Source organism: Binatus sp. (SeqCode) (genome assembly GCF_050013435.1).
Lineage (GTDB): Bacteria > Desulfobacterota > Binatia > Binatales > Binataceae > Binatus.
In genome coordinates this window covers 32879-46904 of sequence record NZ_JBEKFG010000003.1, presented here as the reverse complement: position 1 = coordinate 46904, position 14026 = coordinate 32879, and the positions used below count along the sequence as shown (strand labels likewise).

Below are 14026 nucleotides of genomic sequence, written 5' to 3'. Positions count from 1 at the left end.
CCCCATCCGGCGGCACCGCAACGTTAAGAGCGCTGAGCCGGACGAACTCGACGTGATTCGCGCCCGCAGACGCTGGACGTACAGCGTCGACCAGCGCGCAGGCGATGGCGAGTGCTTGATCGCTGGAACTATTTTGATATATATCTAATTAGATAAGCATCAAAATAGTTCAGCGGCCCGCGATGGATCATCAACCACCCGAAATCATGCTTCAGTTCTGCAAGGCGATGGCCGACGAGAGCCGCCTCAAGATCATCAGCCTGCTCTCCACCGCTGAGCGCAGCGTTCAAGAGCTGGCGTCAATGCTCAATTTGAAGGAACCGACCGTCTCGCATCACCTCGCGGTGCTCAAACAGCTCGGCTTGGTCAAGCTGCGCGCCGACGGGAACTTCCACCGGTATCGGTTGAACGAAGAGATGCTCAGACAGCTCAGCCGTACCGTGTTCAGCCGCGATAATATCGCCAGATTGGCCGTGTCGGCTGAAGCTGGCGGCTCGGAGCAAAAAGTCCTCGACAACTTCATCGATGGAGAGCGCTTGCTCGAAATTCCGGTCAGCCGCAAGAAGCGATTAGTAATCCTGAAGTGGCTCGCCGAGTTCTTCGAACCGGGCATCAGCTACACCGAGGCCCGGCTGAACGCGATCCTCAAGCTGCACCACCGCGACTGCGCGACGCTGCGCCGCGAGATGGTCGGATACGGGATGCTGACGCGCGATAAGGGCATCTATCGCCGCAGCCCGGCATCGGAGTGGCGGGTTGGTGGCAAATAGGCTGTTTCGCTTCGCATAAATCCGTGCCTCTCGGAACACGACGGCGAGATTTTATACGATTAGGCGCATTGACATTCCGCGGCTTTTTTTCTAATAGAGATTAGTGAAAACTCTATGCTGGCTGGGATGTTTATCCAGCCAGGGGGAAAACCGCTCAGGGCTTTTACGGAGGTTCGAATGAAAATGGGGATAGCGGGGTTTCGCAGAACAATCGCCGCCGGGGGCTTTGGATTGTTGGCCCTCGTGGCCTTGAGCCTGCCAGGGGAGGCAGGCGTCAAGCCGGGCGACTTCATCACTCCGGACAACGCGGCGCAGGTGAAGGATCTGGTTTCGCCGGGCGTGTTCTACAAGGTGCAGCGCGGGATGACGATGAAGATAGTCCCCACCTCGCGCATCGATTGGCCGCCGCCGTACAAGGACGCGACCGAGAAATATTCGTCGCAGGTGCAGCTCTCGAAGGATCATCGCACCGTCGTCGGCTATGTCGCCGGCCAGCCCTTCCCGCTGATCGACGCGAACGATCCCTACGTCGCGACCAAGGTCGTCTGGAACGCCTTGTGGCGTCCAATCAGCAATGACGACTACGACCTGCGATATTACGATTGCGACACGGTGTACACCGGCCGCAACAAGCCCTTTTTTGAAATCGCTTACGGACAGTTGGGTCACTACGCCGGTTATGACCTGGTCGGGCGAACCGAGGTCGAGCCGATGCCCGTCGATCCCGACTTCAAGAATACCAACCGCCTCTGGTTGTTCCTGCTCGGTCCCGAACTCGCGCCTCAGGACGCTCGTGGCACAAGTCTTCTGCGTTATCGGTACGCCAGTCCGACTCATGGCGACGACACCTGGGCCTGGGAGCCCGGCACGCGGCGCTTGCGCCGCCTGAACGAGGCGATCAATTCGACCGCGACCGGCGCGCAGACCTGGGACCCCGATCACTATTCGGGTTTCAATCCCAAGACCGAACAGTACGACTATAAGTTCGTCGGCGAGAAGGAGATGCTCGCGACGGTTGACGCCGAGCATTCGCCGGAAGTCCGATGCGCCACCGACGGCGGCGGCAGTGCGTGCCCCGAGCGTTGGCAGATGCGCCACATGTACATCGTGAGCGCCGAGCCGCGGCGCAGCGTTAACAACGCCGAGGCGATCGATTCCAAGACGGTCATCTACATGGATTCCGAAATGTGGTTCGAGCCGTACATCGATACTTACGATCGTCGCGGCGAGCTGTTCCGCAATCACATCTACTGGCTCGCGTATCGCGATCGCCCGGTGCCTGACGCGAAAATCGCCATCTATCCATTCAAGCGCGAATTCGTCGTCGGCGCCTGCTCCACCGATGTGCAGAGCGGCGAGGCCACGATGTGCTACCTGCCCGGCATCGAGACGCCCGAGCGTGAATGCTGGTACATCAACATGGGCGCGGTGGATCGAGCCTTCTTTACCACCGAGGCGATGGTGAAGATGTCCGAGACCGGACACATGTAGCAAGCGGCCGCGAGGCGAATCGCCTCACGATTCTGATCGTACGACGCCGGCAGGAGCATCCACTCCTGCCGGCGTTTTCTTTTCTCTCATGCGCGGACGTCGATTCCCGCGGCCTATCTTCATATAAACTGCCCAGTGGATTGCCGGCAAATAGGCTGCTTCACCACGCGTCAATCCGCGCCTCTGGGAACACGACGGCTAGATTTCATACGATTAGGCGGGTTGACATTCCGCGTCTTTTTTTCTAATAGATATTACTGAAAACTCTAAGCGGGCGGTTAGTTTATCCAGCCACGGGGAAAACGGCTCAAGGCTTCTACGGAGGTTCGAATGCAATTGGGGATAGCGGGGTTTCGCAAAACAGTCGTCGCCGGGGGCCTTGGATTGTTGGCCCTCTTGGCTTTGAGCTTGCCGGGGGAGGCAGGCGTCAAGCCGGGCGACTTCATCACTCCGAACAACGCGTCGCAGGTGAAGGATCTGGTTTCGCCGGGCGTGTTCTACAAGGTGCAGCGTGGGATGACGATGAAAATAGTCCCCACCTCGCGCATCGATTGGCCGCCGCCGTACAAGGACGCGACCGAAAAATACGCGTCGCAGGTACAACTCTCGAAGGATCATCGCAGTGTCGTCGGCTATGTCGCCGGCCAGCCGTTCCCGCTCATTGACGCCAACGATCCCTACGTCGCGACCAAGATCGTCTGGAATGCCTTGTGGCGTCCGATCAGCAATGACGACTACGACCTGCGATATTTCGATTGCGACACGGTTTACACCGGCATCAACAAGCCCTACTTTGCACTCTGGTACTATCAAACGGGGCATTACGCGGGTTATGACCTGGTCGGGCGAACCGAGGTCGAGCCAATGCCCGTCGATCCCGACTTCAAGATTACCAACCGCCTGTGGTTGTTCCTGCTCGGTCCGGAACTCGCGCCCCAGAATGAACGTGGCACCAGTCTGCTGCGTTATCGGTACGGCAGTCCGACTCATGGCGACGACACCTGGGCCTGGGAGCCCGGCACGCGGCGCCTGCGCCGTCTGAACGAGGCGATGAATTCGACCGCGACCGGCACGCAGACCTTCAGCCCCGATCACTATTCGGGTTTCAATCCCAAGACCGAAGAGTACGACTATAAGTTCATTGGCGAGAAGGAGATGCTCGGCTCGGTTGACGCCGAGCATTCACCGGAACTGCGATGCGCCACCGACGGCGGCGGCAGCGCATGCCCCGAGCGTTGGCAGATGCGCCACATGTACATCGTGAGCGCCGAACCGCGACGCAGCGTTAACAACGCCGAGGCGATCGATTCCAAGACGGTCATCTACATGGATTCTGAAATGTGGTTCGAGCCGTATATCGATACCTACGATCGCCGCGGCCAGCTGTTCCGCAACAACGTCTTCTGGCTCGCGTATCGCGATCGTCCGGTGCCCGACGCGAAAATCGCCATCTATCCTTTCAAGCGAGAATTCGTCGTCGGCGCCTGCTCCACCGATGTGCAGAGCAGCCAGGCAACGATGTGCTATCTGCCCGGCATCGAGACACCCGAGCGTGAATGCTGGTACATCAACATGGGTGCGGTGGATCGAGCCTTCTTCACCACCGAGGCGATGGTGAAGATGTCCGAAACCGGACACATGTAGCAAGCAGCCGCGAGGCAGTCGCCTTACGATTCTGATCGTACGACGCCGGCAGGAGCATCCGCTTCTGCCGGCGTTTTCTTTTCACTCACGCGCGGACGTCGATTCCCGCGGCCTATCTTCATATAAACTGCCCAGTGGATTGCCGGCAAAACGGCGATATCGCCGCGCGTCAATCCGTGCCTCTGGGAACGCAACAGGTAAATTTTATTTGATACGCAATAGCCAGATTGACATCGGCATGCTTCCATTCTAATAGAGGTTCTTGAAAAATGCGTGCTCGCGAGTATTTTTATCCAGCCGGGGGAAAACGGCTCAAGGCTTTTACGGAGGTTCGAATGGAATCGGGGATTACGGGGTTTTGCAAAACAGTCGTCGCCGGGGGCCTTGGATTGTTGGCCCTCTTGGCCTTGAGCTTGCCGGGGGAGGCAGGCGTCAAGCCGGGCGATTTTATCAATCCGGACAACGCGGCGCAGGTGAAGGATCTGGTTTCGCCGGGCGTGTTCTACAAAGTGCAGCGCGGGATGACGATGAAAATAGTCCCCACCTCGCGCATCGATTGGCCGCCGCCGTATAAGGACGCGACCGAGAAATATTCGTCGCAAGTACAGCTGTCGAAGGATCATCGCAGCGTCATCGGCTATGTCGCCGGCCAGCCGTTCCCGCTGATCGACGCCAACGATCCCTACGTCGCGAGTAAGGTCGTCTGGAACGCCTTGTGGCGTCCGATCAGCACTGACGACTACGACCTGCGATATTTCGATTGCGAGACGGTCTACACCGGCTACAAGAAGCCCTATTTTCCAGTCGAATACCTGCAGGAGGGGCACTACGCCGGTTATGATCTGGTCGGCCGAACCGAGGTCGAGCCGATTCCCGTCGATCCCGACTTCAAGATTACCAACCGCCTGTGGTTGTTCCTGCTCGGTCCCGAACTCGCGCCCCAGGCTGAACGTGGCAGCAGTCTGCTGCGTTATCGGTACGGCAGTCCGACTCATGGCGACGACACCTGGGCTTGGGAGCCCGGCACGCGGCGCCTGCGCCGTCTGAACGAGGCGATGAATTCGACCGCGACCGGCGCGCAGAGCTTTGACCCCGATCGCTATTCGGGTTTCAATCCGAAGACCGAAGAGTACGACTATAAGTTCATTGGCGAGAAGGAGATGCTCGCGACGGTTGACGCCGAGCATTCGCCGGAAATCCGCTGCGCCACCGACGGCGGCGGCAGCGCATGCCCGGAGCGTTGGCAGATGCGCCACATGTACATCGTGACCGCCGAGCCGCGGCGCGGCGTCAACAACTCCTCGGCGCTCGATTCCAAGACCGTCATCTACATGGATTCTGAAATGTGGTTCGAGCCGTACATCGATACCTACGATCGTCGTGGCGCGCTGTTCCGCAACAACATCTTCTGGCTCGCGTATCGCGATCGCCCGGTGCCCGACGCGAAAGTCGCCATCTATCCTTTCAAGCGAGAATTCGTCGTCGGCTCCTGCTCCAGCGATGTGCAGAGCGGCCAGGCCACGATGTGCTACCTGCCCGGCATCGAGACGCCCGAGCGTGAATGCTGGTACATCAACATGGGCGCGGTGGATCGAGCGTTCTTCAGCACCGAGGCGATGGTGAAGATGTCCGAAACCGGACACATGTAGCAAGGCGGCCGCGAGGCCAATCGCCTTACGATCCTGATTGTACGACGCCGGCAGGAGCATCCACTCCTGCCGGCGTTTTCTTTTCACTCACGCGCGGACGTCGATTCCCGCGGCCTATCTCAACAACATGTAAACCGCGCCTCCCACCAGCACCAGTACGCCCGGATTGATGTGGCGCCACAGCAAAATTCCGAACACCGCAATTGCGATCGCCAGCGTCGGCACGTTCACGATCGAAAGCCTCGCAATCGCAAACGTCCCCGACGTCATCAGGCCGATTGCGACCGGCGCCAGCCCGCGCTGAATCGATGTACGCCACGGCCACCCGCCCAGATGCACCCACCATCGATTGACGAACAATGTAATCACGCAGTCGGGCAGGAAAAATGCGATTCCCACCACCACCATCCCGGCCCATCCCGCCAGCTGATAACCAATCACCAGCACCATCAACATGTTTGGTCCCGGCGCAACCTGGCCGAGGCTGTAGATGTTGCGGAACTGCGCGTCACTCAGCCAGTGAAACGTATGCACCGTCATGTGCTGCATCTCGGGCAGCACCGCCGTGCCGCCGCCGACCGCCAACACCGACAGCAGAGCGAAAACCAGGAACAGATGTATCAATCGCGTCATGCGGGTTTCGATCTCAATAGTTAATGACGAAACAGGTGATGGCGCGGGCCGCGATGAAATGGCAAATGCTCATCCTGCGCGCGCGGTTTTGAGACCTTGGGCCGGTAGAGCCAGACCGATATCGGCCCGAGACCCAGCAGCACCACGAACAGCGGCAATTTAACGAAGCTGACCGCCAGAAACGTCAGGATGATGATCGCGATATCCGGGAGTTGGCGGAATTGGCGCCGCCCGATCTGCAACGTCACCGCCGACAGCAAGCCAACCGCCGCGGCTGCGATCCCGAGCAGAAAACGCTTGACGTCGGGATTGCCGTGATTCGATTGATACAGTATCCCCAGCACCATCACGACGATTCCCCCCGGCAGCAGCATCCCGATGACCGACACCGCCGCGCCGGCCAGCCCGCGCAGATTGTCGCCCATGATGATCGCCATGTTGACGGCGTTGAGCCCCGGCAGCGTCTCGCTGATCTCCATCGCGCCGAGAAATCCCTCGTCGTCGAGCCATCCTTCTTGTTGCACCAGGTATTCGCGCAAATAGGCAACCGCGCCGCCGCCGAAGCTGAGCCCGCCCGCGAGCAGGAAGATTCGGAAGAGCGTCAGCAGGCTCGGATGAAGATCGGGTTCATTCCTGGTGCTTGAGACTGGTGTTTCCGTATCCGTAGATGAGGGCGGTTTTGGTTGTTCCACGCTGCACCCAGTCTGAGGCCCGCGACTGCAGGGCCGTGTAGAAGAATTCGGAAAGCTCGCGCTGCTTGCGCCGCACCGCTTCGGGACTATCGAACTTCAATTGGTAGCCGAACTCCGCCACGATTGGCGTGTTGGTCGTGCGCACCCGCCATACCGCCAGCGTCGCCTTCGCCTCGAGCTTGTGCCCGAAGTCCAGCATCCCGAGGTCAACCTCGTATTCCTGGATCGATACGCCGTTGACTACGCTCAGTGCCGCCTTCGGGTTCGCGTCGATTTTCTTAAGCGCCGGAAATGCTTCCGCGGTCGTTTCGAATCGCTGCGTCAATATGATGTTGGGTGTGTCGAGCTCGCAGTTGTGCGAATACACCAGCCGCATCCCCAGCGCGCCATCTTTCGGCAGGAGGATTTCCTCCTTGAACTTCAGCGTGTACGCGCACGGCAGCAGCGGACGCGGATCCACCGCCAGCGCCGTCTTCTTTTCCGGATGCCGAAATTTGATCACCAGCTCGTGCTTCGCGTCGGGCAGACCGTGATGATAGAAGGTGCGTTTTCTCAGGATGAAGCCGTGATTGTAGAGCTTGAAGTGCGGCGTGTCGTAGAACACCACTTCGCGCTGATGCGGCTTGACCGATTGGTCGATCTTGCCCAGCTTGATACCGAGTGACTTCGCCGCGTGATGCGCTAACTTCCAGAACTTGTGAAACGCTTTCTCGTCGGGAAACCGCTCCGGCTTCAGCAGCAGCTTGTATTCGCGATACTGAATCTGGTCCGACGGTACGATCGGCTCGTAAAACTTTGAATTTTCGGTCTGCGTACTCATCTATATTTCTTCATCCGTTTCAAACCGTCGCGCCGGGAGTCCCACAGGGCCGCCGCCGGCGCATCCTCCGCATGTTCCAGATCCATTCGAAGTATCAGTCTGGATCGTGGAGGTCAATTATTACCGATTTGAGGGCGGCTCGAAACTGTCGCTCAGTCAGATGTGAGCATCGCAACACCGCTGTCGCAGCCGCACCCTGCGCGGCGATTCCCGCGCGCCGACCTGCGCTGGCGCCCGCGCCCTGATTGATATGAAATATTGGCGATGTTATCGTTGACGGTCATCGCCGCGATGCCGGTGCTGGGGCAGGTCCGGAATGACCATCGCCAAGCCACAATCTTCGAACTCTATATTGCCCGCAATGCGAAGCGCGCGCCCCTCGAGGCTCCCCGACGTTATCGTAATCGGGCCGCCGCGCACCGGTTCGACCTGGCTTTACAACGCGCTGCGCGACGTGGTCGACATGCCCTGCGGCGTCAAGGAAACCCAGTTCTTCAACACGTTTTACGACAAGGGTATCGACTGGTACGCGCGCCATTTTCGCTACGCGACCGGCGATCGCACGATCGCCGAAATCTGCCCATATTTTTTTCATCCGCTGGCGCTCGAACGCATCAAGACCCACATCCCGAACTGCAGGATCGTCGCGACGATGCGCGATCCGGTCGATAGAATCTATTCTGCGTACAAGCTTCAGCGTCATTACGGATGGGTGCGTCGCGGAACCTTCGACGAGGCCCTCATAGCGTTGCCGCAGCTGGGTGGCGCCAATCGCTACGCGGCGCGTCTCGAGAGGTGCTTCGAGAGTTTCGGCCGCGAGAACGTCCTGGTCACGATATATGATGAATTGCGCGCGGATCCGCAGAGCTATGTGAATCGGGTTTGCGACTTTATGAGCGCCGAGCGAGTCGTGCTCTCGCCGCGCCCCGATCTCAGTGGCGATGTGAATGCTTTTGCTCGTGCGCCCAAAAACCGCAAACTCGCGCGCAGAGCGACCAGGTTCATGTACTGGCTCAGGGGCCATCAGGCGTATCGCGTTATCAACCTGCTCGAGCGCGCGGGCGTGTGGGAGTTCTGCCACGGGCGCGGCGACCTGTTTCCGGGCCTTACTCCCGAGCAGGATGAGCGCTTGCGCGCGCGCTTTCTGCCCGAGGTCGAAGCGCTCGAGGAATTGCTGATGATCGATCTCTCCGCGTGGAAGAAATCGCGCTCGCCGCGCACTATCGATACTTCCCCGGCGCCCCGGCTGCAGCGACTGGCCAACGGATGAGCGCAACCATCAAACATCGGCTCCCTGAGATCATCGGCGCCGGTCCCGGTCGCACCGGCACTACCTGGTTGCATCGGGTGCTCGAAGGCCATGTCGATCTGCCCTACGGCGTCAAGGAAACCCAGTTTTTCAGCTTCTACTACGACAAGGGTATCGACTGGTACGCGCGCCATTTTCGCTACGCAACCGGCCAGCGGCCGATCGTCGAGATCTGTCCCTACCTGTTCGATCCGCTCACCCCCGATCGCATCAAGACCCACATTCCGAACTGCCGGGTAATCATCACCCTGCGCGATCCCGTCGAGCATTCGTTTTCGGTCTATAAACTGGTTGCGCACTACGCCTGGGCGCGCGGTTCGTTCGACGAGGTCCTGAAATCCCGGCCCAGTTTAGGCGGCGGCAACCGCTACGCGTTCCATCTGCGCAAATGGTTCGAAAACTTCGGCCGCCAGAACGTGCTCATCACGATGTATGATGAATTGCGCGAGCAGCCGCAGACGTATCTGGATCGGGTGACCGATTTCATAGGCATCGAGCGGATTGCACTTTCCGCGCGGCCCGAAATCCGCGACGATGTTCATTCGTTCGATCGCGCGCCAAAAAATCGCAGGCTCGCCCGCAGCGCGACGCGCTTGATGTACTGGTTCAAGGTCCGCCAGGCATACGGTGCGATAAATCTTCTGGACCGCTGGGGCGTATGGGATTTCTGCCATGGCCGCGGCGAGCCGTTCGGCCGGATGACGCCCGAGCAGGAGGAGCACCTGCGTCAGCGCTACCTCCCCGAAGTCGAGGAGCTCGAGGAATTGCTTGCGATCGATCTCTCTGCGTGGAAGAAACCGCGCGCACCACAAGCTGGCCACGATAAGCGAAAGGCCGCTGTAGCTGGTGCACGCGCTACCAGCCGTGACGATCTTCGTGACCCAATCTTCAAATAGCGGACGTCAACTGAGACTGCCCGATTTCGTTGCGGTCGGACCGGGCAGGACCGGCACAACGTGGCTTCATGAAGTCCTCAAGGGCCGCGTCGATCTGCCGGCCGGAATCAAGGAGACCGATTTCTTCACCACCAACTACCACAAGGGGATCCAGTGGTACGCGCATCACTTTCGCGATGCCGGCGGCGGCCGCCCGATTGGCGAGGTCAATCCATACTTCGGCTTCCCCGAGGCCGCCGAGCGCATCGCGCTGCATATCCCGCGATGCAAAATCATCTGCACGTTTCGCAATCCGGTCGAACGAATCTACTCGGCTTATAAACTCTGGCGTCACTACACGCTTACGAATTTTCCGCTCGATGAGTTCCTCGTAAAAGTTCCGCAGGTGATCGAAGTGACCCGCTACGCCAGGCATCTGCCCGACTGGCGCGCGCGTTTTGGCCAGGACCGGGTGCTGGTCCTGCTCAACGACGACCTGCGCGCCGATCCGCAGGCCTACCTCGACCGGGTTTGCGATTTTATCGGTATCGCGCGGTACCCGGTGCCGGCGTTGGCAGCTCAGGGCAAGTTGATCAATTCAATTACCGATCTGCCAAGGTTTCCGCACGTCGCCCGCAAGGCGCGCCATTTCATGTACTGGCTCGAAGAGAAACAACTTTACGGCATGCTCAATTTCCTTGAACGAGCGGGACTTTGGAAATTCTCATTCGGCGGCGGGCCGAAGTTCTCATCGCTTGATCAGGAGACTGAAGCGCGCCTTCACGATTTAATGCGGCCGGAATTCGATGCGCTGGAGCCGATGATCGGGCGAGACCTTTCCATGTGGAAGAGACCTCAGGCTGATTGCAGTCCCGCAGCTCCTCGCGCTGACGCCATTCAGGGGAAATAGCGACCCGCAATGGCAAAGGTGTCGGTAGTAATTCCGGTATATAATGGCGCAGCCACGATCCGCCGCGCACTGGCGAGCGTATTCGCCCAGTCGTGCTCCGACTACGAAGTCGTGGTCCTCGACGATGGCTCGACCGACGATACCGCGTCGGTGCTGGCCGGTTACGGCGATCGAATTCGAGTTGTCAGCCAGCCCAATCGCGGTCTTGCCGGGGCGCGCAACGCAGGCGTACGCGCATCGGGCGGCGAGTATGTCGCGTTCCTCGACGCTGACGACGAGTGGATGCCCGAAAAGCTCGCGCGATCCGCAGCCGTCCTTGATCAAGATCCGAATTGCGTGCTGGTGTACACGGGCGCGCTCAGGGTCGATCTAAACGGGCGGCCGATGCCCAATCAGGACAGCCAGACCCAAGGCGTCGATTCTCCGACGCTCGCGCAGATGCTCGAGCGCCCGTGGAATGTCGTGCCGAGTCAGTTCATGGTGCGCCGCGAGGTCTTCGACCGATGCGGTGGATTTGACGAGCGCTTCGTAACGTCATGCGAGGATCTCTATTTCCTGCTCAATGGCCGCGAACACGGACATTTCCGATCCGTCCCCGAATTGCTGATGCGCAAGACCACGCGCCCGCTCTATCCCAAGGCGCTGGAACGCGAGCGGGAGTGCGAACTGTTCGTTCGGCTGGTCCGCGTGCGCTATGGCGCCTCGGCCACCGGTCTCATCCGCGAATTCCGGCGCATGCGAATGAAGGTCATGAGACATATGGCCCGCACTCTGATGGAGGAGGGACGCCCCAAGGATGCGCGCCGTTGTCTCGCCCGCGTCATCCACTATCAACCCGCGTCACCGAAGGCCTACCGTCGATACTTGAAGACTTTTCTTCCGGCTCGCTCGCCGCTGGCGGCCTCGCGCACGGGCGATGGCGAGGCCTGAGCCGGCGCGGATGACATCTGCCGCGTCAACATCCGGCGGACGCACGCCGCGCGTCTCGGCAATAATCCCGGTTTATAACGGGGCCGCCACGATTAGCGACGTGCTCCAGAGCATTTTCGATCAAACCTTCACCGACTACGAAGTCGTCGTCGTCGATGACGGCTCGACCGACGCAACCGCTTCCATACTTGAACGGTTCGGCTCCAGGATCGTGGTCATTCGGCAGCCCAACCAGGGATTTTGCGCCGCCCGCAACGCCGGAATCGCAAAGTCGAAAGCCGAGTATCTCGCGTTGTTGGACGCAGATGATTTCTGGCTGCCAACCAAACTCGAAAAGTCGATCGCGATTCTCGACCAGTCTCGGCAAGTCGCACTCGTCTATACGGATGTTTCCAATTGCGACACCGCCGGCCGCGAGCTGGGTACTTCGCCCGTCGATGCGCAAACAGCGCATTCTCCCACCCTCGACGAGATGCTCAGCCGTTTGTGGCCGATCATGCCGAGTACGGTCGTGATGCGTCGGGCGGCCTATGAAAAGTGCGGCCGTTTTGCCGAAGGATTCAGCGAGGACCTGGACTTCTGGATTCGTATTCGCGAACAAGGCGAGTTCAGCTATTTGCCCGAAAAGCTCACGCGGTTCACGATGGGCCCGCTATATCCCAAGGTGCTCAGGCGAGACAGCCGCGGCGAGCTCTTCGTGCGGTCGATTCGATCTCGATATGGAGATCGCGCCTCTGGAGTTCTTCAGAGTTACACCCAACACAAAGTCCGTATCCTCAGAAATACCGGCCTTGCTGAGCTCAGGAAGGGCAATCGAGCCGCCGCGCGCAAATGCCTGATTCGCTCGCTCTCTTATGATCGCACGGCGTTCAAGACATATTTGCGGATCGCGCGAACGCTACTCCCGATGAGCATTATTCGCGCACTCGACCGTTCGCGTGACCGTCGATAGCTTCTGCGGTTCGATCTTCGAAGCTAGCCGCTATCGCGCGATCCGCGCCACCTGAAAAGTTACTTGCGCATCGAGCGCAGCTTCCCTACCGCGTGCCCGAGACCCGCGCCTTGGGCTTGGGTTCAGTCTCGGCGGGCGCCGCCGGCGACGACATCGATCCATACCCGACCGCATTGCTGATCCGCCGCCAGTTCACCAGCGCGTCGATGCGATCCAGCTTCACGCGATGCTTGAAATGCTCGACCTTGTCGAAGATCGAATCGATCAGCACCTCCGACAGCAGGCGCGGCTTGAGGCCCAGGTCGATGAGCTTGGTGTGCTTGGCGTTGTAGTAGTGGACTTCGGCCTCGACGCGCGGGTCCGCGATATGCTGAATCTCGACGCTGCGGCCCTTGTGCTTCGCCGCAACCTGGATCAGGTCGGCGAGCTGCTCGACCGAGAACTGCTCGGTGAACTGGTTGAAGACGCGGTATTCGCCGGCCTTGGCGGGTTTCTCGATCGCGATTTCGATGCATCGCATCGTGTCGCGGATGTTCAGGTAGCCGCGGGTCTGGCCGCCCTTGCCGTGCACGGTGAGCGGATGCCCGATCGCAGCCTCGATACAGAACCGATTAAGCACCGTGCCCCAGATTCCGTCGTAGTCGAAGCGCGTCGCCAGGCGCTCGTCGAGCATCGTCTCGTCGGTGTCGATTCCGTAAACGACGCCCTGGTTGAGGTCGGTCGCCCGGATTCCCCAGATTTTGCACGCGAACTGGATATTGTGCGAGTCGTGAACCTTGGACAGGTGATAGAACGAGCCCGGCTGCTTGGGATAGGGCAGGGTGTCGGTGCGCCCGTTGTGGGTAATCTCGATAAAGCCCTCTTCGATGTCGATGTTCGGGGTTCCGTACTCGCCCATCGTGCCGAGCTTGACCAGGTGGCACTCCGGCACATGCTCGCGAATGGCGTAAACGGCGTTGAGCGTGCCGACCAGATTGTTGACCTGGGTGAGCACCGAATGGCGCCGATCGATCATCGAAAATGGCGCGCTGCGCTGCTCGCCGTAGTGGACGATTGCGTCGGGCTTGAAATCGCGGACCACGGCGCTGATAAAAGGGAAATCGGTCAAATCGCCGATCGCCGTCTGTATCGTCTTGCCGGTTTTTTCGCGCCACACCGCCACCCGGTCCTGCAGCGGCGCAATCGGAATCAGGCTCTCGGTGCCGCCTTCGAGGTCCCATAGACGGCGGCTGAAGTTATCGACCACGCATACTTCGTAGCCGCGCTTGGACAAGTACATCGCCTGCGGCCATCCAAGGTAGCCGTCCCCGCCAGTTACAATCACCCGCATTGAAAATGCCTCCAACAGTGA

General features: G+C 59.7%; 13 protein-coding genes. 9 read left to right on the top strand and 4 right to left on the bottom strand.

Annotation, left to right across the window (positions count from 1 at the left end; translation table 11 throughout):
• Window positions 1-182 precede the first annotated feature (182 nt).
• The 4 genes from ABSB13_RS01055 (at window position 183) to ABSB13_RS01040 (ending at window position 5554) form a co-directional block, all read left to right on the top strand.
• Window positions 183-770: a DUF2087 domain-containing protein gene (locus ABSB13_RS01055; protein WP_428104724.1), complete on the top strand. Its 588-nt coding sequence runs from the start codon at window positions 183-185 to the stop codon at window positions 768-770.
• Between the two features lie 177 nt (window positions 771-947).
• Entirely contained in the window at window positions 948-2261 is a 1314-nt protein-coding gene (locus ABSB13_RS01050) for a DUF1329 domain-containing protein (protein ID WP_428104722.1), read from the top strand.
• Window positions 2262-2591: 330 nt separating this feature from the next.
• Entirely contained in the window at window positions 2592-3905 is a 1314-nt protein-coding gene (locus tag ABSB13_RS01045; RefSeq protein WP_428104720.1) for a DUF1329 domain-containing protein, read from the top strand.
• Between the two features lie 335 nt (window positions 3906-4240).
• Window positions 4241-5554: a DUF1329 domain-containing protein gene (locus tag ABSB13_RS01040; RefSeq protein WP_428104719.1), complete on the top strand. Its 1314-nt coding sequence runs from the start codon at window positions 4241-4243 to the stop codon at window positions 5552-5554.
• A gap of 114 nt (window positions 5555-5668) precedes the next feature.
• On the opposite strand, the gene ABSB13_RS01035 is transcribed toward ABSB13_RS01040, so the two are convergent.
• From ABSB13_RS01035 to ABSB13_RS01025, 3 genes are read right to left on the bottom strand one after another with little or no spacing between them, the layout of a single operon-like run.
• The gene (locus tag ABSB13_RS01035) at window positions 5669-6187 is read right to left on the bottom strand and encodes a chromate transporter (RefSeq protein ID WP_428104717.1); all 519 of its coding nucleotides are present in this window, start codon (window positions 6185-6187) and stop codon (window positions 5669-5671) included.
• A 20-nt stretch (window positions 6188-6207) separates the two neighbouring features.
• Window positions 6208-6879 (bottom strand): chromate transporter, encoded by a 672-nt coding sequence (locus ABSB13_RS01030; protein WP_428104715.1) that lies wholly within the window; start codon window positions 6877-6879, stop codon window positions 6208-6210.
• Complete coding sequence (locus ABSB13_RS01025) at window positions 6815-7699, bottom strand: hypothetical protein (RefSeq protein WP_428104713.1); 885 nt, start codon at window positions 7697-7699, stop codon at window positions 6815-6817. The genes ABSB13_RS01030 and ABSB13_RS01025 overlap by 65 nt, the downstream gene beginning before the upstream one ends.
• Window positions 7700-8060: 361 nt before the next feature.
• On the opposite strand from ABSB13_RS01025, the gene ABSB13_RS01020 reads away from it, so the two are divergent.
• From ABSB13_RS01020 to ABSB13_RS01000, 5 genes are read left to right on the top strand one after another with little or no spacing between them, the layout of a single operon-like run.
• Window positions 8061-8969, top strand: a complete 909-nt coding sequence (locus ABSB13_RS01020) for a sulfotransferase family protein (protein WP_428104711.1) — start codon at window positions 8061-8063, stop codon at window positions 8967-8969.
• Window positions 8966-9904 carry a sulfotransferase family protein gene (locus ABSB13_RS01015; RefSeq protein ID WP_428104709.1) on the top strand — a complete coding sequence of 313 codons (939 nt, stop codon included), beginning with the start codon at window positions 8966-8968 and terminating at the stop codon, window positions 9902-9904. Before ABSB13_RS01020 ends, ABSB13_RS01015 begins: the two co-directional genes overlap by 4 nt.
• The gene (locus ABSB13_RS01010; protein ID WP_428104707.1) at window positions 9885-10793 is read left to right on the top strand and encodes a sulfotransferase domain-containing protein; all 909 of its coding nucleotides are present in this window, start codon (window positions 9885-9887) and stop codon (window positions 10791-10793) included. The genes ABSB13_RS01015 and ABSB13_RS01010 overlap by 20 nt, the downstream gene beginning before the upstream one ends.
• A gap of 9 nt (window positions 10794-10802) precedes the next feature.
• Window positions 10803-11723, top strand: coding sequence for a glycosyltransferase family 2 protein (locus ABSB13_RS01005; protein WP_428104705.1), 921 nt, complete (start codon window positions 10803-10805; stop codon window positions 11721-11723).
• Window positions 11710-12675, top strand: coding sequence for a glycosyltransferase family 2 protein (locus ABSB13_RS01000; RefSeq protein ID WP_428104703.1), 966 nt, complete (start codon window positions 11710-11712; stop codon window positions 12673-12675). Before ABSB13_RS01005 ends, ABSB13_RS01000 begins: the two co-directional genes overlap by 14 nt.
• 85 nt (window positions 12676-12760) lie before the next feature.
• On the opposite strand, the gene ABSB13_RS00995 is transcribed toward ABSB13_RS01000, so the two are convergent.
• The gene (locus tag ABSB13_RS00995; protein WP_428104701.1) at window positions 12761-14005 is read right to left on the bottom strand and encodes an NAD-dependent epimerase/dehydratase family protein; all 1245 of its coding nucleotides are present in this window, start codon (window positions 14003-14005) and stop codon (window positions 12761-12763) included.
• Between the last annotated feature and the right edge of the window lie 21 nt (window positions 14006-14026).